The sequence below is a fragment of the Paenibacillus ottowii genome (assembly GCF_050516475.1).
GTDB classification, from domain to species: Bacteria; Bacillota; Bacilli; order Paenibacillales; family Paenibacillaceae; genus Paenibacillus; species Paenibacillus ottowii.
The window spans coordinates 1,667,139-1,688,450 of the sequence record NZ_CP191577.1 but is presented as its reverse complement, the minus strand read 5'-3'; the positions used below and the strand labels follow the sequence as shown (position 1 = coordinate 1,688,450).

General features: G+C 44.7%; 20 protein-coding genes. 16 read left to right on the top strand and 4 right to left on the bottom strand.

Annotated elements, in window-relative coordinates; translation table 11 throughout:
* From ACQQ6X_RS07940 to ACQQ6X_RS07890, 11 genes are all read left to right on the top strand, one after another.
* On the top strand, positions 1-293 hold a 293-nt coding region (locus ACQQ6X_RS07940), incomplete at its 5' end, for a phosphoribosyltransferase-like protein (RefSeq protein ID WP_430493555.1).
* 2 nt (positions 294-295) lie between these two features.
* Positions 296-613 (top strand): FaeA/PapI family transcriptional regulator, encoded by a 318-nt coding sequence (locus ACQQ6X_RS07935; RefSeq protein ID WP_305164898.1) that lies wholly within the window; start codon positions 296-298, stop codon positions 611-613.
* 262 nt (positions 614-875) lie between these two features.
* Positions 876-1,079 carry a hypothetical protein gene (locus ACQQ6X_RS07930; protein ID WP_430493554.1) on the top strand — a complete coding sequence of 68 codons (204 nt, stop codon included), beginning with the start codon at positions 876-878 and terminating at the stop codon, positions 1,077-1,079.
* Positions 1,080-1,105: 26 nt separating this feature from the next.
* Positions 1,106-1,855, top strand: coding sequence for a reverse transcriptase family protein (locus ACQQ6X_RS07925; RefSeq protein WP_430493553.1), 750 nt, complete (start codon positions 1,106-1,108; stop codon positions 1,853-1,855).
* 343 nt (positions 1,856-2,198) lie between these two features.
* Positions 2,199-2,504 (top strand): hypothetical protein, encoded by a 306-nt coding sequence (locus ACQQ6X_RS07920; protein ID WP_149093800.1) that lies wholly within the window; start codon positions 2,199-2,201, stop codon positions 2,502-2,504.
* Positions 2,505-2,905: 401 nt separating this feature from the next.
* Positions 2,906-4,300, top strand: a complete 1,395-nt coding sequence (locus ACQQ6X_RS07915) for a TldD/PmbA family protein (RefSeq protein ID WP_305164896.1) — start codon at positions 2,906-2,908, stop codon at positions 4,298-4,300.
* Positions 4,301-4,303: 3 nt separating this feature from the next.
* Positions 4,304-5,647: a TldD/PmbA family protein gene (locus ACQQ6X_RS07910; RefSeq protein WP_305164895.1), complete on the top strand. Its 1,344-nt coding sequence runs from the start codon at positions 4,304-4,306 to the stop codon at positions 5,645-5,647.
* Positions 5,648-5,862: 215 nt separating this feature from the next.
* Positions 5,863-7,254 carry a threonine synthase gene (gene thrC, locus ACQQ6X_RS07905; RefSeq protein WP_305164894.1) on the top strand — a complete coding sequence of 464 codons (1,392 nt, stop codon included), beginning with the start codon at positions 5,863-5,865 and terminating at the stop codon, positions 7,252-7,254.
* Between the two features lie 417 nt (positions 7,255-7,671).
* Positions 7,672-9,048, top strand: a complete 1,377-nt coding sequence (gene gdhA, locus ACQQ6X_RS07900) for an NADP-specific glutamate dehydrogenase (RefSeq protein ID WP_305164893.1) — start codon at positions 7,672-7,674, stop codon at positions 9,046-9,048.
* Between the two features lie 220 nt (positions 9,049-9,268).
* Positions 9,269-9,724, top strand: a complete 456-nt coding sequence (locus tag ACQQ6X_RS07895) for a MarR family winged helix-turn-helix transcriptional regulator (protein ID WP_305164891.1) — start codon at positions 9,269-9,271, stop codon at positions 9,722-9,724.
* A gap of 48 nt (positions 9,725-9,772) precedes the next feature.
* The gene (locus ACQQ6X_RS07890) at positions 9,773-10,426 is read left to right on the top strand and encodes a nitroreductase family protein (protein WP_149033885.1); all 654 of its coding nucleotides are present in this window, start codon (positions 9,773-9,775) and stop codon (positions 10,424-10,426) included.
* Positions 10,427-10,559: 133 nt separating this feature from the next.
* Here the strand turns inward: ACQQ6X_RS07890 and ACQQ6X_RS07885 are convergent, their stop codons facing one another.
* Both ACQQ6X_RS07885 and ACQQ6X_RS07880 read right to left on the bottom strand, forming a co-directional pair.
* Entirely contained in the window at positions 10,560-11,717 is a 1,158-nt protein-coding gene (locus tag ACQQ6X_RS07885) for a VanZ family protein (RefSeq protein WP_305164889.1), read from the bottom strand.
* 7 nt (positions 11,718-11,724) lie between these two features.
* Complete coding sequence (locus ACQQ6X_RS07880; RefSeq protein WP_305164888.1) at positions 11,725-13,071, bottom strand: amino acid permease; 1,347 nt, start codon at positions 13,069-13,071, stop codon at positions 11,725-11,727.
* Between the two features lie 273 nt (positions 13,072-13,344).
* Between ACQQ6X_RS07880 and ACQQ6X_RS07875 the strand changes: the two genes are divergently transcribed.
* Positions 13,345-15,339: an AraC family transcriptional regulator gene (locus tag ACQQ6X_RS07875; protein ID WP_305164887.1), complete on the top strand. Its 1,995-nt coding sequence runs from the start codon at positions 13,345-13,347 to the stop codon at positions 15,337-15,339.
* A 176-nt stretch (positions 15,340-15,515) separates the two neighbouring features.
* On the opposite strand, the gene ACQQ6X_RS07870 is transcribed toward ACQQ6X_RS07875, so the two are convergent.
* Positions 15,516-16,568 carry a 2,3-butanediol dehydrogenase gene (locus ACQQ6X_RS07870; RefSeq protein ID WP_305164886.1) on the bottom strand — a complete coding sequence of 351 codons (1,053 nt, stop codon included), beginning with the start codon at positions 16,566-16,568 and terminating at the stop codon, positions 15,516-15,518.
* 341 nt (positions 16,569-16,909) lie between these two features.
* Between ACQQ6X_RS07870 and ACQQ6X_RS07865 the strand changes: the two genes are divergently transcribed.
* Together ACQQ6X_RS07865 and ACQQ6X_RS07860 are read left to right on the top strand one after the other, a co-directional pair.
* Positions 16,910-17,947, top strand: a complete 1,038-nt coding sequence (locus ACQQ6X_RS07865; RefSeq protein ID WP_305164885.1) for a LacI family DNA-binding transcriptional regulator — start codon at positions 16,910-16,912, stop codon at positions 17,945-17,947.
* A 91-nt stretch (positions 17,948-18,038) separates the two neighbouring features.
* The gene (locus ACQQ6X_RS07860; protein ID WP_305164884.1) at positions 18,039-18,674 is read left to right on the top strand and encodes a hypothetical protein; all 636 of its coding nucleotides are present in this window, start codon (positions 18,039-18,041) and stop codon (positions 18,672-18,674) included.
* A gap of 56 nt (positions 18,675-18,730) precedes the next feature.
* Here the strand turns inward: ACQQ6X_RS07860 and ACQQ6X_RS07855 are convergent, their stop codons facing one another.
* Positions 18,731-19,735, bottom strand: a complete 1,005-nt coding sequence (locus ACQQ6X_RS07855) for an AraC family transcriptional regulator N-terminal domain-containing protein (RefSeq protein ID WP_430493552.1) — start codon at positions 19,733-19,735, stop codon at positions 18,731-18,733.
* 278 nt (positions 19,736-20,013) lie between these two features.
* Between ACQQ6X_RS07855 and ACQQ6X_RS07850 the strand changes: the two genes are divergently transcribed.
* Both ACQQ6X_RS07850 and ACQQ6X_RS07845 read left to right on the top strand, forming a co-directional pair.
* Positions 20,014-20,751 (top strand): SDR family oxidoreductase, encoded by a 738-nt coding sequence (locus tag ACQQ6X_RS07850; protein ID WP_305164882.1) that lies wholly within the window; start codon positions 20,014-20,016, stop codon positions 20,749-20,751.
* Positions 20,752-20,976: 225 nt separating this feature from the next.
* Complete coding sequence (locus ACQQ6X_RS07845; protein WP_063208454.1) at positions 20,977-21,255, top strand: ArsR/SmtB family transcription factor; 279 nt, start codon at positions 20,977-20,979, stop codon at positions 21,253-21,255.
* Positions 21,256-21,312 lie beyond the last annotated feature (57 nt).

The following is a 21,312-nucleotide window of genomic DNA, read 5'->3' as shown; positions in this document are numbered from 1 at the left end:
ACCATATATTTTTAAATGATTCGCATAGAAGATTAATTAATGATTTTGAGGAAACGATTTGGGGAAAAGGAAATCAGAATATAATGGGATTTCGGGATAGCCAACTATTGGTAGGGTTTTCTCATAACATACCTAATAACACAATCAGTTCATTTTGGTATCATGCAGACTTTTCTGGGAAAAGAGAAGAGTGGAATTGCTTGTTTAAAAGATATACACAATTAAAAAGAAATAAAAAAAATACCAGATCAAAACAGAACCTGTCAGTTAAAAGAAAGAGTGGTGGTAAGTAAGAATGGATTATAAAGATCTACTGATCTTAGTGTATTTTAATTCGGTGAAGGCAAGTTACTCTTATAGAGAGATTAGTGATAATTTTGGACTAAGTTTTTTTCAGGTGGAAAATTTAATTAATAAACTTCAAGAGGAGAACTTGTTAGCATTAGATGGGTACTATAAACTTACTTCAACTGCTGTAAAGTTATTAGAAGAGTATAATATGCTAAACATAGATTACTTTGAGTCGTTTGAAGTTAAAACCATATTCACAAAAAAACCAATGGATTTTGATGAAATATACATTCCTATTGGATTTACAAAAAAAATCAAGTAAAATATTATATATTAGTCAGTAGTCTTCTAGATATGGTAGAGAGTCTCTATCTTAATTAATGTCACTTAATTGATATGTGAAAAGCAGGAAACCGCTGCTTTTCACAACTGCAACAAAAACCGTTGCAGTTGCAAATAATTAATGAAAATCACATCAATAATTTGCAAATTTCCAAAACAAGTTAAAAGTAGCTCTAAAGACTAGATCAGAAGTAGAAGCTACTGACTATTTAAATGAGGGTGTAATGGACTACTTAAACTTAATGGAATCAAAGTTAGTAGAAAAAGGATATGGAAAAAGATACAAAGAAGCTTGTATACAATATGCAGAAGGATTAATTAATCAGGGATTACCTGTTGTATTTGATAATAAACATTTATCACTATTAATGGGAATCGAAAGGAATGTACTGGGATATTATATAATAAGTGCAACCAAATTTTACAAAGAATACCAAGATCTTTAAGAACTATTTCAACACCTAGCTATAATTTGAAAGCTATACAGAGATGGATACTTGATAACATTCTATCTTCATTCACTGTTCATACTCATGCTTATGGATTTGTGAAAGAAAGAAATATTAAAGACAATGCAATTGCACACACGAAGAAAAAATTGGTTCTTAATATAGATATTAAAAACTTTTTTCCTAGTATTAAATTTGAGCACGTATTTTATATTTTTTATGATCATGGTTATACTAAAGAACTTTCATATTCTTTAGCTTCATTAACCACATTCAAAGGTTTTCTACCTCAAGGTGCACCCTCCAGCCCCTGTATAGCAAATATTCTTTGCAATACAATGGACAAGAGATTGTTAGCACTCGCTACAAAGATGAATGCGAACTATTCACGTTATGCAGATGATATCACTATATCGGGTGATGAAAATATTAGGGATTATATAGACACAATAAAATCTATAATAATTAATGAAGGCTTTGATATTAATTACAGGAAATTAAGATTGCAGACGAATAAGAACATGCAAGAAGTAACAGGATTAATTGTAAATGAAGGTGTCAAAGTAAAGAGAAAGTATAAAAAAAGGCTTGAACAACATATTTATTATTGTACAAAATTCGGTGTATACAGTCACTTGCAAAAAATTGAAGCTGAAAGCAAATCATATTTCAAAGAATATCTATATGGTATGGCTAACTTTATAAAAATGATAGAACCAGATGAAGGTATGAAATTCTTAAAAAAGCTGGATGATCTTAATTGGGGGAACTGAGGTTCCTTTTTTTATTTCTAGGACATTCTCGATATTATGAGAGAGGTACGATCGTCATCAAGGAGGTATAAAAAGTTGAAGCGTGAGCCTGAGGACTCTAAGCAACAGAAGTTGGTATTTGATGGTTAATATTTAAAATTAAAAAACGAATTGAAGTCATCAAAGCAACAAATACATAAATAAATTGTATAGCGAATAAAGAAGATCCCATGGAACAGTCATCCAACAATTTTCCATACAGAATTGTTCCGGATCACCTTCTATTTTCTCCCAATGCTACGTATCTACGTACCACATCCGTCATCATCCTTTGCTACACTTTGAATAAAAAGGAGATGATAACTTGGATACCCAACCCAAGATACTAAAGAGCGTGGAACATACAAACCCATCTGAAAATACGGCTGAGCAATATGAAAGTTTGGTACAGCAGGAAGACGAACACATAGAGAGACTTAAAACATGCACAAAGCTCATTTGGGATGCGCTAGCTATCATTTCTCAAAAGGCAAGTGTACTGCACATGGAAACCGTCAAAGAAGCGGCCGATCATCTTCATATCATGGAACTGGATTTACGAAGAGAACTGTTTAAAGTTCGTTTGAAAAAAAGTATTTTGGCGAACAAAATGAAGCAAACCCAAGCATAGGAGCGGAGGGGACGGAATCGTTCTGAAGAAGCGGAGCGTTCGCCTTTGAACCCGGATTTTTACCGCTAAAATATAATCAAAAAAATCTGGGGTCAACAGCGATCGGAAGAATGATCCGTCCACGTAGCGTTCTTACATGAACATACTTGCTCAATCCACCCCAGTAATCAATTTTCTCAATAACCCGATATGGCCCTTCACGGTCTTATCGGGTTTTCTCATTTTAATCCATTCACCCTTGAGCATAAATCTTCACTCCCACTCAACACCTTCACCCAGATAGTTACACCCACTCCCAACATCATGTATAGTAAAGTTATGGGAAATAAACATGTACCCGCATATGATCTTGATCGCTTAGACGTACAATATGAAACATGGCAAAAACGAGGAGGAACGTGATGATACATCCAACACAGATTCAGGATATGCTGCAAGCCGCGCTGGAGACGGGCGGGGATTTTGCAGAGGTGTTCGTCGAGGACCGTACCAATGGACAACTGGGCATGACCGGGGGCGTCGTGGATACGGCGCTGTCAGGCCGGGATTTTGGGATTGGCATTCGGATCATGAAGGAGCATTTTTCGGTGTATGCGTACACCAGCGATATGAGCGAACAGAGTCTGATCAGACTGGCCAAATCGGCTGCCAAGGCCATTCGTGGCGGTGGAGCGCCAGGTACACACACCATTACACTCCATCCCCACGATATCCCTAACCAACATCCGATTGCGATCATTCCTGACGGTTTGCAGAAACGCGCCAAGATCGACATGATGAGACGGGCGCATGAGGCGGCAAGCCAATACGATCCTTCCATCACGCAAACCTCTGTTGGGATTAGCAACTCGATCCAGAACGTCTTGATCGCTAATAGCAACGGATTGCTGGTGGAGGATACCCGTACGTATACACGCATGAGAATAAGCGCGATTGCGACGGATGGGGAGCATAGACAATCCGGGTTCCGTGGGCCGGGCGCGTATGCAGGGACTGAATTCCTGGAGAATCTGAATATCGAAGAAAATGCGAGACACGCTGCTCGGATTGCGTCCACGATGGTCAAAGCGGGATATGCGCCTAGTGGCAGACTGCCTGTCGTGATTGAAAATGGCTTCGGCGGCGTTCTTTTCCACGAGGCGTGTGGACACGGGCTGGAATCTACAGCGGTGGCGCATGGAACTTCCGTGTTTGCCAATAAGATTGGGCAGCAGGTGGCTTCACCGCTCGTCACAGCTATAGATGATGGAACGATTCCGAATGCGTGGGGGTCGCTCAATATCGATGATGAAGGGGCGCCGACACAGCGCAACGTACTGATCGAGAACGGCATTTTAAAAGGATATCTAATCGACCGCATGGGCTCGCGCCAGATGGGGGTACCTGCGACAGGGTCAGGACGAAGACAGTCCTATAAATTCGCGCCTGCATCCCGTATGAACAATACGTTTATTGCAAATGGCGAGTCTACCCGTGAAGAGATCATTGCCAATACGGAGTACGGGATCTATGCCAAATCGTTGGGCGGTGGTTCGGTGAACACCTCGACGAGCGAGTTTAATTTTGCGGTTGAAGAGGCGTACATGATTCGCAACGGCAAAATTGCCGAGCCAGTCAAAGGCGCAACGTTGATCGGCAAAGGGATTGAAACCCTGCAAAATATTGATAGGGTCGGCAACAATCTGGACCATGGTCAAGGGATGTGCGGCTCGGTCAGTGGAAGTCTTCCGGTCAACTGCGGACAGCCGACGATTCGTGTGTCCGAAATGACCGTCGGTGGACGAAAGGGGGAATAGGCGATGAATATTCAGCAATTTCAGGAAGCATTGTTTGCCAAAGGCCGGGAAATGGGCTATGCGGATATGGAAATCTACTATGTAAATGGACGTTCTACCTCGGTAAAGGTGCTAAAGGGAGAGATTGACCAATATACCATCGTAGAGAATGGCGGACTTTCTTTTCGTGGTGTCATTAACGGGAAAATGGGCTATGCCTCTACGGAAAAGCTGGAACCGGATGTGATCGACTTCTTATTGGAAGAAGCACGCAGCAACGCGGACATATTGGAGAGCGAGGAGCAGGATGAGCTGTTTGCAGGCTCAGAGAGCTATCCTGAGCAGCCTGCTTATGCCTCAGCGCTTGCTGACACAGTTCCTGAGATTCTGATCGAAGCGGCGCTGGAAATGGAGCATACAGCGCTTGCCGCAGACCCACGGATTGTGATGGCTCGGCATTGCTCGGTCAGCATTCGTGAAAATGAGGTCCTGATAGTAAATACCAAAGGACTGCACTGCCATCGTCGCAAAAGCCTAGCGACCGCTTATGTGTATGTGATTGCAGCAGACCATGGCGAGACGGTTACCGGGGGCTGGCATGATTATTCGCTGCGGAGCGTGGAGGAGATCAATATTGCGGATGTGGCGCATAAAGCCGTACAAGAGGCCGTCTCCAAGCTGGGTGCGCACACGATTCAATCAGATAACTATCCGGTCATTTTCCGTCATGATGCAGCAGCGCAATTGCTTGCTGCGTATACGTCGGTATTTTCAGCGGAGTCGGTGGATAAAGGCTTTTCACGCTTGGCTGGGAAACTGGGGCAAAAGGTGGCAAGCGAGCGTATTACGCTGATTGACGATCCGTTGATGGAGAACGTTCCGGCAGGCAGCACGTTTGATGCTGAAGGCAGTGCGACACGCCGCAATGAGATCATCAAGAATGGAGAACTACGGACGTATTTCCATAACCGCAAGACGGCTCGCAAGGCTGGGGTGCAGAGTACCTCTCATGCTTCCAAGGGCAGCTATAACGGTAAAATTGGGGTGTCGTATCATAATCTGTACGTGGCTCCAGGCCCGTCTACGTTGGAGGACATGATTCGCAAGATGGATCGTGGGCTGATGATTGTTGAGCTGCAAGGGCTGCATGCGGGTACGAATACGGCGTCTGGTAATTTTTCGCTAGCTTGTCTGGGCTACTGGATTGAGCAAGGGCAAGTGGTCAGAGCAGTCAATCAGATTACGGTATCGGGCAACTTCTTTGACGTCCTACAGCAGGTAGAGGAAGTTGGCAACGATTTGCGTTTTACAGGAAGCTGCACTTCTCCTTCGCTCAAGCTGGCTGCACTCTCGATTTCAGGCTCCTAATGGCTGGAGCAGCCTTCTTTTTTTCATACTTACGCCCTGTAACTGACGTTCTAATTGACTAGTGAAGATAGATGCTTGATGCATCAGGGTATGGTAAAGTAGGAGAAAGTCTTTGAAATATGAAAAAAAGGCTTGGTTACAGCACCGCGACAGGGTATTATAGACAATAATATATTCGAAAAAGGTTCGAATTGAATTTTTATTGGGGGATGTATATGAGATATATAAGCACTAGAGGTGGAGTAGAAGCCAAGGGATTTATTGATACCGTGCTCATGGGGTTAGCTGACGATGGAGGTTTGATGGTGCCGGAGCAGATTCCGACGGTGTCGGCAGCTACGATGGAGCAATGGGCGACATTGAGCTATAGAGAGCTGCTGCTGGAAGTTTTTGCGCTGTATATCAATGATGAGATTCCTCGTGAAGATTTGGAACAACTGGTAGAGCGCAGCTATGCAAGCTTCCGTCACCCGGAAGTTACGCCAGTGAAGAAGATCAACGATTCCCTGTCTATTTTGGAGCTATTCCATGGACCTACGTTTGCGTTCAAGGATGTGGCGCTGCAGTTTATGGGTGAATTTTATTCCTATGTGTCCAAAAAACAGAATGAGATCATTCATATTTTGGGTGCAACCTCTGGCGATACTGGGGCAGCAGCCATTCAAGGCGTACGAGGCAAGGAAGGCATCAAAATCTGTATTTTGCATCCGCATCAAAAAGTGAGCAAGGTACAAGAACTGCAAATGACGACGGTAGATGATGAGAACGTGCTGAATCTATCTGTAAAAGGGAACTTTGACGATTGTCAAAAAGTGATTAAGGACCTGTTCGCTGATTTGGACTTCAAAGCCAAACATCATCTGCGGGCGATTAATTCGATTAACTTTGTGCGTATTTTGGCGCAGACGGTATATTACTTCTATGCTTATTTCCGGGCACAGGAGTCTGCGGGTACGAAGAAGATCAATGTCAGTGTGCCATCCGGCAACTTTGGCAATATTTTTTCCGGCTTTCTTGCGAAGAAAATGGGTCTACCCATCCATAAGCTGATCATTGCCACGAACGAAAATAATATTTTGGAGCGCTTCGTGAAGACAGGTGAATACCAGCCGGGCGACTTCAAAAGCACATATAGTCCTTCCATGGACATTCAGGTGGCAAGCAATTTCGAAAGATACCTGTACTACTTCCTTGGAGAGGATGCAGCGAAGGTATCTGAATACATGAATAACCTCAAAACTGAGGGACGGATTGTGATCGGGGCAGAGGATTTGAAACGTGTCCAGCAAGATTTTGAAGCGCTGGGTGCTTCGAATGAGCAGTGTCTGGAGCTGATCAAGAAATACAAGGCTGAATATGATTATTTGCTCGACCCGCATACGGCTTGCGGTATTGCCGCGTATGAGGCGTATAATGGCGCGGACGAAGTCTGTGTAACCTTCGCAACAGCACATCCGGCCAAATTCGATGAGGCGATCCGTCTGGTGGACATTAAGCAGGAGTTCCCGGCACAAATTGAACAATTGTTCTCCAAGCCGCAACACCAGCAGGTGGTAGAGCATGACGAGGCCGAAATTGTGCGTCAGCTTGAAGCCTTTTATGCGTAATAGAATATTTCTGTAATGGTGAGTTGTTATACCCTTACGGATGGGAAAAGAGGCTGCGCCCTGTGCGCTAGCCTTTTTCTTGTTTCCATATTTTCCAGATATGAAGTATGTTTTATTTTCAATTTGTTCACATATTGATGCCATACCGAGTAAGGTGTTAGACGTTGGAAAATCGTGAAAAAAGCCTGTAAATCAAGAGATTTGGCTTTAGGAATATAACAGACAATGGTAGGTTCATAGAGTTATTTAATGAAGGATACAAAAATCTTTTATAGGTAATTTTGATGTATTATTATAAAAAATCATGTATAGTTAACTAAATTTTATGAATACATAAAGTTCCACTCTCGAGGGTGCAGAATAAAGTTATTCCGTCATTTAACAGAGGGGCTAATTATAAAAGGGGTGTATTAAATAATGACCATGATCCGTCCAGAGCAGAGTCAACAAGCAGCAGCCGAATATGTGCAGTCCGTTTTTGAGAAGGTTATCGCGCGTAATCCTCATGAGAATGAATTTCATCAGGCCGTCAAGGAAATTTTGGATTCGCTAATTCCGGTATTGGCTAAGCATCCTAAGTATATGCAGCAGGGGCTTTTGGAGCGGCTGGTGGAGCCAGAACGTGTCATTACCTTCCGTGTACCTTGGGTAGACGATGCAGGCAATGTACAGGTCAACCGTGGCTTCCGCGTACAGTTTAACAGTGCGATTGGTCCTTATAAAGGTGGACTTCGCTTCCATCCGTCCGTGTATCTGGGTATTGTCAAATTTTTGGGCTTTGAACAAATTTTCAAAAATGCGTTGACAGGTCTACCCATCGGTGGTGGTAAAGGCGGTTCGGATTTTGACCCCAAAGGAAAATCAGATAACGAAGTGATGCGTTTTACACAGAGCTTTATGACCGAGCTGTATAAATATATCGGCCCAGATGCCGACGTTCCGGCAGGAGATATTGGCGTAGGTGGCCGTGAGATCGGTTACATGTTTGGGCAGTACAAGCGGATTCGCGGAGGACATGAGGGCGGCGTCCTGACGGGTAAAGGGATTCATTACGGAGGCAGTCTCACACGTACGGAGGCAACTGGCTACGGATGTGTGTATTTTGTCAACGAGATGCTGCAAGCCCAAGGTTTGTCCTTTGAAGGACAACGTGTCGTCGTGTCGGGCTCGGGCAACGTATCCATTTATGCGATTGAAAAAGCACAGCAGCTTGGTGCTACAGTCGTGGCATGTAGTGACTCGAACGGCTATGTCTATGATCCAGACGGTATTGATCTCAAGCTGGTGAAGCAGCTTAAAGAAGTGAATCGTCTGCGGATTAGCGAGTATACGAAAGAGCATCCAGGCGCAATCTATACTGAAGGCTGCTCGGGGATCTGGTCTATCCCTTGTGACATCGCATTGCCATGTGCGACGCAGAATGAAATTGACGAGCATGCAGCGCAGTTGCTGGTCAGCAATGGCGTAAAGGCTATCGGCGAAGGTGCAAATATGCCGTCCTCGCTACAGGCGATTGAAGTATTTTTGGAGAGCGGGGTTTTGTTCGGACCAGCCAAAGCTGCCAATGCAGGCGGAGTTGCGGTGTCAGCGCTCGAAATGTCGCAGAACAGCATGCGCCTGTCATGGACCTTTGAAGAAGTGGATGCCAAGCTGCATGATATTATGAAAAACATCTATGCTAACAGTGTGAAGGCAGCTGAGGAATACGGCGTGCCAGGCAATTTGGTGGTCGGAGCGAACATCGCCGGATTTGTGCGTGTGGCTGATGCTATGCTGTCTCACGGAATTATCTAATTCAACACCCCATTTCCTTATCTTAATTGCACACTGATTGAATAACCTAGCTAATAAAAGCAAAATAAAAGCTGAGCGGCTCCGTGCGAATCGCTCAGCTTTTATTTGGAATGAGGCACTTTATTTTTCTCAGGGACTTGATTTATTGTTAAAGAGGCTGTATATTACTTGATGGATCAATGATTGATGGATCAACGGTTAGATCACGAAGCCCAGCGATATGCTTAAGGGAGGAGAGATTGATATCACCCAGACACCATCCGAGGCTGAGTATATTTTTGATCTGCTGCTGCTGCTGAACAAACAGATTAGCTCCAAGTTTGAGCGGTGTGCAGGAATCAGCGCCTCCAGATTGCAGTTGTTGTGCAAGTTGTATCAGGTGGAGGAGATTAGCCAAACGCTGCTGCAAAAAGAGATTGGCATCGACGGTGCGGCCGTAACGCGCCATTTGAAACAGCTCGAGGCGACTGAAATGGTCACACGACGCACGAAACCAGAGGACAACAGGGTTACCTTGGTAAGCCTGACCGATTATGGACGTGCGCGCATTGTCATCTTTAAGCAGGAGCGCTCGCAGTTTGTAGCTCAGTTGCTACAGAGCTTCGACGAGATCCAGCGGCAGCAACTAGCTGATATGCTGCAAGTGATGAATAGTCATATATCCAATATGGACTGACGACATTTGAATATTACGATTCCCCAGAGGGACAAAGGAGAGATTAGAATGAGTAATACGAATACATCTAATATTGTAAAAACAAATGATTTTAAAGAAATCGCGTTGGGACGCCGTTCGGTAAAAGTATACGATCCGTCCGTAAAGATCAGCCGCGAGGAAATGACTGAGATTTTGACAGAAGCTACACGCGCTCCATCTTCCATTAACCTGCAACCTTGGCGTTTTCTCGTCATCGAAAGCCCTGAAGGTAAAGCCACACTGGCGCCATTGGCTCGCTTCAACCAACGTCAAGTAGAGACATCTTCGGCTGTGATCGCTGTGTTTGGAGATTTGAACAACTTTGATAATTTCGAACAAATCTTCGGAGAAGCTGTAGAACTGGGTTATATGCCGAAAGACATTAAAGAAATGCAACAGGAGAAAGTAACAGCCCATTTTGCTGCCCTTGATCCAGTTGTAAACAGAGAAACGGTCCTGATCGACGGTGGATTGGTATCTATGCAGCTTATGCTGGTGGCACGTGCTCATGGGTACGACACCAACGCAATCGGCGGTTATGAGAAGGATAAAATTGCAGAAGCCTTTGGTCTGGACAAAGATCGTTATGTTCCTGTCATGCTCATTTCCATGGGTAAAGGAATCAATGAGGGACATCCATCCACACGTTTACCAATTGATCAAATTGCACAGTGGAAATAAGCAAAACGAATTAACATCGATACACAAAATAAAAAAACAGGCGGACAAAGGACTTCCCTTTGCTTCGCCTGTTTTTTGTTTTGCTTAGATGGGAAACGCAAAACGCCATGCTTATCAATTGTCGGTCTTCCGGTTATTTTGGATCTGTATCCGTTCCCAAAGTCTGTCCAGAGTCAGCGGCGTCATTTTGAAGAGGGTGATAGCGCTTGGGCCATATAATCTGGTGTGAAGTATGGCTAAGCTCCTCGTAAAATAACGGTGCTTTCTTGAACAGGCGTATGACGAAATGGAGAAAGAACCATCCGTTCAACACCAACAGCACAAGACCAATCGGAACCATGACCCAAGGAGACACATGAGATCCCAGCACAGATCCACCTAGTACGTAATTAAGTCCAAAATACAACCAATACAAGAGACTGTACCGCTTCATGAGCTCCCACAGAGAAACTCTTTTTCCTCTCCCTGTAAGGTGTATGCGTACCAGCCACTTCCCTGGAGTTCGTCCATTCGTCAGGTAAGGAACCACCATAAAGTATATTCCGCTGGAAACCCAGAAAGCAGCAGATACATGCAGAAACTCCGTGATGCCCAGTAACCCTGTCCAAAGGATAGAATCCACTAAAAAGGCTACTCCTCGTCTTGTATAGGACACCCGTTTGGTCGTAATATCCAGATGCTTGTCCAGATGTTCCAAACGGGGAAGGAAGCGTGAAAACCATTCGCCGAGCAGAAAGCCCAGCATACCGCCCAATGTGTTAGCCATCAGATCATCCACATCGAACACACGATACGCATGGTCAAAAAATCCATACAGTCCTGTCAGCTGTGTCACCTCAAAGAAGAGAGACAAGGCGAAGGACAGAATCAGACACCAACCCCATCGTGCACGGAAATAATAACGTAAGAACATACCGAAAGGCATGGTCATGATCACGTTAAAAACGACTTGCAGAAAAGCACGCTCCTTCAGCAAATGAACATAACTGGAGGGATGAGCAGGTGAAACGGATGTTTCTCTTATAATGTCTTGCACGAATTGCAAGGGGATCAATTGTAACGCTCCCCCGGCCAAGGCCGCATTGTGACGTGATGCCGGGAGCGGGAGTATAACCAAAAAGAAGGCGTTCATCAAGTATAACAGCATCAAGTAAAGCAACCACGCTCTAGCCTTGTGAATATAGCCATGTCTGCGATATTGCACGATAAGGAACGGAAGGGTAAACAATAACGCAGCAACTGGGAAGGCCAAAAAAGCATATGAAACCGGAAATAGATACGATTGAATCATGAGCTGTTTAAGCCTGCTTTCTCCGGAACTTCACCAAAGACCAGATGATCAAAAATGCCATGAACGCCACGCATACGCTGATACTGATCCGATTTTGCGGGTCAATCAAGAACAGGAAGGCAATGACCCATAGGCATCCCACTGTTACCGCCGTTATATAAGGGTATCCCCATATCTTGAAAGTAGGCTCTACTGGATAAGATTTGCGTAGTTTCAATTGGGACAGACAGATACAACTCCAGACGAGCAGTACAACAAAGCCAGGTACAGCCATCAAAATACGGAACAGCCCGTCCTGAGCGACGTATGCGACCATGGAGCCAACAATCAGGATGACTGCGCACAGTTTGAGACTGTTCACCGGAACTCCATTTGAAGACAGGCGAGCGAGTGACTTGGGACCTTCTCCATTAATCGCCAGCGAATGGAGCATACGTGTTGCCCCGTAGATCCCCGAATTGGCAGCAGACAGTACAGCGGTGATCAAGATAAAGTTCATGACATGTGCTGAGCCTTGAAGCCCTACAGAAGACAATACCTGTACAAATGGGCTGGTATTCGCATCCAGCTGATTCCAGGGAATCAAGCCACAAATGACGAGAATCGGCAGCGTATAGAACAAAATTACGCGAAGAATAAAGCTTTTAACCACTCTAGGCAGTACCTTTTCTGGATTCTCTGTCTCCGTTAATGTCAGTCCGATCAGCTCAGATCCTCCGTAAGAAAAGGTAACAACCAGCAACGCTGAAAAGATAGCCAGCCAGCCATTGGGGAGAAACCCGCCGTGCTGCGCGTAGTTGCTCAGATAAGGTGGAGTTTCTGTAGGGATAATCCCGAACAGTATACAGCCCCCCAAGGCGATAAAGATAATAATCATGGCAATTTTAATGCCAGCAAGCCAAAATTCCAGTTCCCCGAAACCGCCGACACTCAGCATGTTGACGACAATAATGAAAGCCGCACTCGCTAAACTGAGGATCCATAGAGGAACATCTGGCAGCCAGTATTGCAGAAAGCTTCCCGCAGCAATGACCTCAATGACACAGACGGCCAGCCACATAAAGCAATACAACCAGCCGATAATAAAGGAAAGCCGTTCTCCAAAAGCCTTACGGATAAAATCCTTCATATTCATGTTGGGGTAGACGGTAGCCATCTCGGCAATCGCGCCCATAACGACCAATAGCAGGAGTCCTGCGAAGACATAGGACAAAATAACTCCAGGTCCTGCCAAGCTAATCGTTTCGGTACTTCCTTTAAAAATCCCCGTCCCGATGACTCCACCCATAGCCATAAAGGTAATATGTCGTGGTCGAAGCTTTTTGTGCAGAGTGGGTTCTTCATTTGATTTCAATATGAAATCCTCCTTCATCATAGTGTATAGCCTCAGCATAGCCCAAGCAGGGTTACTTCAATTAGATTTATACTACATGAAAATATCCAATTAGGAAATGAAAGAAATAGGATCTGGTAGGAAGATTGTGAATAGATAGAGGATAAACTGTAGGAACGTGGGCAGAAGAATGATATCGTTGACGATTGTTGTATGATCGATATCATTCTGTCTTTATGATATATAATGAGATTGGTTTGAAAAAAAGTTTTTATGAAGCGGAGGCTTGGATACGTGAAGCAGGATCGGCAAAAGCAGACAGGTTCCCATACCGGGATGAGCAAGGGGCGTGAAGCTGATGAGCTGAACAAGCTGCTGTCCGTATGGCTCCATTCGTCGATCCGTGTCATGGATGTCCGGCACATTCGACTGGAGGCGGGAGAGCTGGTTCAATCCTATCGTTTCCCAGCGCATGCTTTTGTGTTTATGCTACAGGGTAGCGTGTATATGGCTGGTGATTGGAAGGATGCATCCCATTCAGGATATGTACTGCATGGCGGCAAAGGCTTTGAACTGAACATAAAGCCCGCGTCATGCGGGATTGAATATATCCTTGTTCTATATAAAGCGACCTCTATAGCGGGACACACAGTTTATCATCATCCCTCAGCAGCTTATGGTTTCATACCGTCCTATCCGGTTATACTATACCAAAAGCTGCAACTACTGGCGGACGCCTGGCAGGACCAAGAGGCATTATTCAAGATTCAGGCGCAGGGTCGGTTCTATGATTTTGCATATGAATGTATGCGTCAATGGCAGGAACCAAAGGTCCAGACTTCTACACGGGATGTTGTGGCACAGGCGATTCGATTTATGCAGGCTCATTATGCGGAATCCATTACGCTGGAACGTCTGGCCGTATTATTGGAATGCAGTCCGCGACACCTGACCCGATTATTTAAAAAACAAACGAATTGCAGCCCGATTATGTATCTGATTCAACTACGGATGGACAAGGCGAAGGAGCTTTTGCGGAAGACGGATGCCGCTTTACAGGATATTGCTGTGAGTGTGGGGTATCCAGATGTGTATTTCTTCAGCCGGGCATTCAAAAAACATACCGGCGTATCCCCGGTTCATTATCGGGACAGCTTATATTCATCTGCTTTTGATAGTGATATGCGTCTGGATAGTCCATCAAGCATGTCTGAATGTTCCATTGATTCAATAAGTGACGCCCTGCATACTGTTATTGAGGATAATAATCATTATCAAAATCATGATGAAGGGATTTTACGAATGAATAGAAATGCAAAGCATTCCATGGCATTTATTGTATTGCTTAGTTTTACCTTGCTGCTGAGCGCATGCTCAGGCTCATCCAGTCCTATGGCAACGGATGGCGCTGCACAAGGGAACAATAATACATCAACGGAACCAGCGTCACAGGAAAGGGTGTTGAAGGATGCACTTGGGCATGAGGTAAAGGTTCCGGCTCAGCCTCAGCGTGTGCTTGCTTCTTATCTGGAGGACCATCTGGTGGCGTTGGGTGTTAAACCGGTAGCCCAATGGTCGGTAGGTAAAAACTCAGTTCAGGCTTACCTGCAAAAAGAATTGAAGGATGTTCCTGCCATCGCCTCGGATCTTCCATTCGAAGCGGTTCTGAGCTTCAAGCCTGACTTGATCATTATGGACAGTGCGAGCATGGTCGAAGGCGACAAATATAATCAATACTCCAAAATTGCTCCGACCTATGTTGTAGGCAGTAATATGAATAATGATTGGCGTCAAGAGCTGCTGACCGTGGGTGAGGTGCTGAATAAGAGCAGTGAAGCCAAGCAGGTATTGAGCAACTACGACAAAAAAGCGGCAGAAGCGAAAGCCAAGCTGAGTCAGACGGTAGGACAAAAAACCGCTGCGGCATTGTGGGTAACGGATAAAAACGTATATGTGGTGAACCAGAATCTATCCAGCGGGGATGTATTGTACAAGGATTTGGGATTCAAGATTCCACAGGTCGTACAAGAGATTTCCAAAACGGCCAAGGCGAACTGGAGTAACTTATCCCTGGAAAAACTAGCTGAGCTGGACGCTGATTATATCTTTATCGTGAACAGCAAAAATGTGAGCAAGGATGAGATAATTAAAGATCCAGTCTGGGCAGGTATTCCGGCTGTCAAAGAAGGTCACGTATACGATTTTGGCAAGGATTCCAGCTGGTTGTATACAGGTACAATCGCAAACAGCCAAATGATTGATGATGTTCTGAACAATGTAATGAAGTAATGTAACTCAATAATCTAGATTATAATAAAACAGCGCTATTCTTACTTAACGGCAGAGACCAAAGTAGGAGAGCGCTGTTTTGTCTTTTAATTTACATGGACGCTTGCCGTGCAACCTGGTTTTATAATAAAAGATGTAGATGTCTGCAAAGGGCAGACATCTGATAATTTTCGATATTAGGATTGCGGAGATACCAGGATTTTAACCTGATTTTTTTCTTTCAGGAGACCTTCAAAGCCTTGCTCGATCACTTCTTCGAGCTTGATACGTTTGGTCACAAGCTTGTCAGCAGGGAAATATCCTTTTTCCATCAAGCTGATGACAGCCGGGAATACATCGCGGTAGCCGATAATACCAGTCAGATTGCGTTCTTTCATGACAATATTGTTCGGTTTAATTGGAGCTTCTTTTTCAAAAATGCTGACGATCATGATTTGTCCGCTGATTTTAGTGGATTCAATTGCTTGAGTCAGCACAGGAGGTACTCCAGTGACTTCATAAGCTACGTCTACGCCGCCGTTGGTGCGTTTGTGCAGCTCTTCCACCACATCATAAGTTTTAGGATCAAGCACGATAGCACCCAGTTCTGCAGCTTTGGCTTTACGCTCTTCGGAAAGCTCTACTGCATAAATCTCAGATGCGCCCGAAGCTTTCAATGCCTCAATCACGAGCAAGCCGATAGGACCAGCGCCAAATACGACAGCTTTATCGCCGACTTTCAATTGGCTTTGACGTACAGCATACAAAGCAACGGCCGAAGGCTCTACCAAAGCGCCTTGCTCGAAAGATACGCTTTCTGGAATTTTGTGAACCATGTGCTCGTCAGCAGCCACATATTCAGAAAATCCACCACCGCCGCCTGCCAAACCGAGGAAGCCCATTTTATCGCAAAGGTTATATTTGCCTTGTTTACATGCATCGCATTCTCCACATGCAAATACAGGTTCTACGACTACACGGTCGCCAACCTGAATCTTGGTTACGCCTTCACCGATTTCAACGACTTGTCCGGAAAATTCATGCCCCATCACGATCGGAGCTTTTTCGCCAGTCAGTGGATGCTGAGCATTTTCAGGAATGAAGATCGGTCCTGCTACATATTCGTGAAGATCGCTTCCGCAAATGCCGCACCATTCTACTTTGATCTTTACTTTTCCTGGAAGAGCAGCGGGCTGCTCAATGTTTTCCAAACGTAAGTCTTTTACTCCATGCCATCTCAATGCTTGCATGTCTTGTCATCTCCTTGATGATTATATGATCATTGCCGCTATAAAAGTAAATGAATAAGGAAACGTTTCCGAAAAATAATATGTCACAATTTTTACACATTGTCAAACCAAATTAATGCAAAAAGCACTTGATTTTTTTGTGAATATAATCACTTGTGACTATGGCGCTATATTTGACTCATTGCTTAGTACAAAAGAATTTTTACGAATTTTGCAGGTGAAGCAGAGGGTAGAAGAAAACGAATTCAATTTTTAGAGACCCATTCTGTGGTATAATATCTATATTAGAGAGTTTATGTGCATAGAGAGAAAACGATTCCGAGCGTGAAAGGATTTTGGGTGTGTCAGAGCAAAAGAAAGTAACCATAGAGGATGTAGCCAAGCGGGCAGGGGTTGGTATTGCGACTGTCTCCAGGGCTATTAATGATAGCGAGGGCATCAGTCCCAAGACGAAGGCATTTATTTTGCAGGTAATTGAAGAAATGGGTTTTGTGCCCAATACCTCAGCTCAAAGTCTAAAGGTGCGGCAGACACGGCAAATTGCGCTGGCTGTACCGGATATCCGGAACGCGATCATTCCAGAGATTGCTTGGTCTGTAGAACAGGCTGCCAAGCAGCATGGTTATCGTGTCGTGCAAATCAATACGGCCGGGAATGCCAGAATGGAGCTTGAAACGGTGCGTGAGGTTAAGAAACTGCATGTAGATGGGCTTATCATTATGCCGCTTGCATATCCTAAAATGCTGGTAGACCTAATTAATAAAGCCAGCGTTCCGGTGTCGATTATTAACTATGGCAAGAAGCTGGGTGAAGACGTCAAGGCGGATATCGTCAGTCTGGCCCGGCAAGAGGGAAGACTCGTGATGGAGCATTTGCTTAAAATCGGGAGAACAAGAATTGCTTACGCAGGCGCTGCGAAGGATAAAATCGAGGAGAGATATTTCGCTTACGAGCAGTCTCTCCAACACGTGGACCCTTCACTCGTGTATTTTGGCGATGATTTTTCCTTCGAGACCGGGCAGCGGGCAGCCGATTATTTTTACAGTTTAAAAAATATGCCAGATGCGATTTATGCAGTTAATGATATGGTGGCGATAGGAATCGTGAACCGTTTTAAGGATCTGGGTGTAAAAGTACCGCAAGAGGTTGCAGTGGTTGGTATTGATAATAATCTGTGGGCTACGGTAACGACTCCGCAGATCAGCTCAGTCTCCATCATGGGGGAAGAGGTGGCACGCTTGGCTGCGGAGCTGCTGCTTAAGCGAATTCAGGAACAGACCGTGGGAGATTATGAGCGTGTACAGTTCGAGCCTCGCCTGATTGTCAGAGAATCCAGTGTCTCTGTGATCCGTAAGCCTACGGTTGGACGTGATGAGTAGAAGATAAGTCTAACTCCATAGCCTACTCCGTTATAACCATGATGAGTGGCTACAGGCTAGACGTAATGGATATGAATAGGAGAGTGGGTTCATGTCAAAAGGTAGCGTGTTCGTTTCTGGAGCTTGTACTACACTATTGTTGGCTGTAACCGTAGGGTGCACTCCCTATGCTGACCCTGCGGCGCCATCCGAGGCAAACCATGGGGAGTCCGAGCAAAGCGCCGTCAACTCGCAGCATGACCAGCAAAGTAAAGAGGAGCTTGTGCTGTCTTATTATAAGGATTCCTCTCTCAGTGATGAAGCAAAAGTACGTCATATTACGGACCATTTGGCAGGTATCCATTGGGGGAAGATGAACGAAATTAGTGAACATCAAAGCATGGAAATCATTGAATATCTCTATAAACAGCGCGCTTTGGTTCCTTCGGAAAGTTTCCCGAATGTGATCAAGGGCACTGCTGGCTTGGATGGAGCGCTAACTGAAGAATACGATAATCTTATGGAAGATTTGTTTACAAGGGACAAAACTACGATGATCCGAGCATTGGCAAATATGGACAAAACCAACCGTGTACATGTTATAGGTGGCATCGGGTATGCTCTCAGCTATAGAGACCCCAAGGAAGTCAAGAAAGAGATTCAACAATGGCAGGCAGGACAGCAGCTTACTGCGGCAGAGAAGGATGTTATTCGTGCCCTGTTCGCCAAGCTCGATGATCCGTATTGATGCTGAAAAAGTGATCTTGTGCATTGCACAGCAGTTATAAATCAACAGCCGCTTCTCTACTGGAGGAGCGGCTGTTTTGTGTGGTTTGAATACATCCTGTCATTATGATTGGGGCTAGCGCTTGTAGGAGTAGAGAGTGGGTGAGCTTGATCCCTACGCAAGCGCTTGATGTCACTAATGGGAGGCAGACCGAACAAGCGGGCGTATTCACGACTGAATTGTGAGGGACTCTCATAACCTACCTGAAAACCGATATCTGCTGCATCCGCTGATGCAGATAACAGGAGACGACGGGCCTCTTGCAGACGTAATTGTTTTTGATATTGCATGGGGCTCATAGCCGTAACCTCTTTAAAATGGCGATGTAGCGACGAAGGACTCATATTAGCCAGCCGGGACAATTCTTCAATTCGCAACGGCTTATCATAATCCTGTTTAATCCGCTGTATGACTTCTGTAATGCGGTTGGAATGGCTGCCGGTCATGACCAGTTGTTTTAAGGATTCCCCCTGATTCCCCTGTAAAATCCTATATAGGATCTCTCGAATGACTAATGGAGCCAACACTGCAACATCCTGCGGATTTTCCAAAAGACGCACTAGCCTTACCACGGCATCTAGCAGCGGGAGGTTGGTTTGGCTTACATACAAGCCACGTCTGGAACCCGTGCTTGGGTTTGCGGAGCAAGCAGGTTTGTTGATCAGATCCAAAACCTGATGTGGATCAAAATTGAGTCGAAGACACAAATAAGGAGCGTCAGCTGATGCTTGTATGACCTGCCCGGAAATGGGTAAATCCACTGAAACCACAAGGTAGTCGGATGTGCCGTAATAGTAACTTTTCTCTGCGAGCATCACGACTTTTCTCCCCTGTGCCACAATACATAAGGCGGGTTCATGGACTTGGTAAATCGGAACGGTTGTATATGAACTTCGGATGAAGTTAAGCGAAGGTATGTCGGTAGCATGAACTCCGTCCTGACTTGAAAATCGTTCTATGAGCCTTGCCAATTCGGCTTGTTTTTCTGTAGTAGAATGCTCAATTTCGGTCGCTTTCACCATGTCTCTCCCTTCTTCACCATGTGCTAATCATCACTTTTTTAATAGCTAATGACACTCTAAGATGGGCTTTATTTTTAGATGTGGTTGTGAATTCATATTAAGTGTCTTTGGAGGATTAGGCAATAATTTGCTCTGATTTTTCTACCAGCCTGATGGGCATTCCTATCATAATAAGGTGCAGGTATAACACCTCATAAGCAATGGAGAAAAAATTAGAAGTGCAAAGAAATGAAGAGTCATCTGTTTCAGTGATATTTTGAACTAGAGGAGGAACAAGCATGGTGAATATTAAAGGAAAAGTCGTAGCAATTACAGGAGCAAGCAGTGGAATCGGTGAAGCTACTGCCCGTTTACTTGCTCACCATGGGGCTCATGTGGTATTAGGGGCCAGACGTACAGAACGATTGGAAGCGCTGATTTCCGAGATTCGTTCAAAAGGTGGGACGGCAGATTATCAGCAACTGGATGTGACCAAGAGGGATCAGATGGAAAAGTTCATCCAATTTGCGGAAAAAAGATTCGGACGTGTGGATGTCATTGTGAACAATGCAGGAGTGATGCCTCTTTCGAAATTGGAAGCTCTGAAGGTAGAAGAGTGGGATCGCATGATTGATGTAAATATACGGGGCGTTCTGCATGGGATCGCGGCCGGGCTCCCCATTATGAAAAAGCAAGGATTTGGTCAGTTTATCAATATTGCTTCTATTGGCGCGTATAGTGTAACGCCGACTGCAGCGGTATATTGCGCAACGAAGTATGCGGTCCGGGCGATTTCTGAGGGTTTGCGCATGGAGGTTGGAGGAGATATTCGTGTAACACTGGTATCACCAGGAGTAACCGAATCCGAGCTTGCCGACAGTATTTCAGATGAAGAGGCTCGGCAGGGAATGATAGAATACCGACGTATTTCGATTTCGCCGGATGCGATCGCTCGTTCCATTCTATATGCCATGGAGCAGCCAGCAGATGTGGATGTGAGTGAAATCATTGTCAGACCCACGGCAAGTCCGAACTAACCCCATGCAATGAAATCCGTGATTTTTCTCTTTGCCTCTAGAAACATTTTCCCCCATCCTGTAAGGATGGGGATTATTTATGAGATGAAAAAGACGATCATGTATACAGCAGAGTAGAAGGAAATGTGATTTTAAAATAAGCGGGTTTACTTTTACTAAAGTTTGTGTTAAGTTAATTTCGACAAACATCGAAATTAAGGCTGGAACCGAAGGGGGACGAACAGGGTGAAAGAGACAACAGAGATGCAGCAAGCTGTAAAAATATATAAAGCACTTGGGGAACCAACTCGTCTCAAGATAGCACTTCTGCTAAAAGAGGAAAGTGGTCAATGCTGCTCTGTGTTGGGCGAGAAGCTGAACAGTGTAGCGATTTCAACGCTATCACACCATTTGAAGCAAATGGCAGAATCAGGACTGCTCACATACCGCAAAGAGGGAACGTTTATTTATTACAGCTTGGATGTGGAAGCAGCACAGAAATATGCCCCGTTCCTGTTGACATAATTTTTTTTAGTTTTAATTTCGATATTTGCAAAAATACAAAAATATAAAAATACTAAA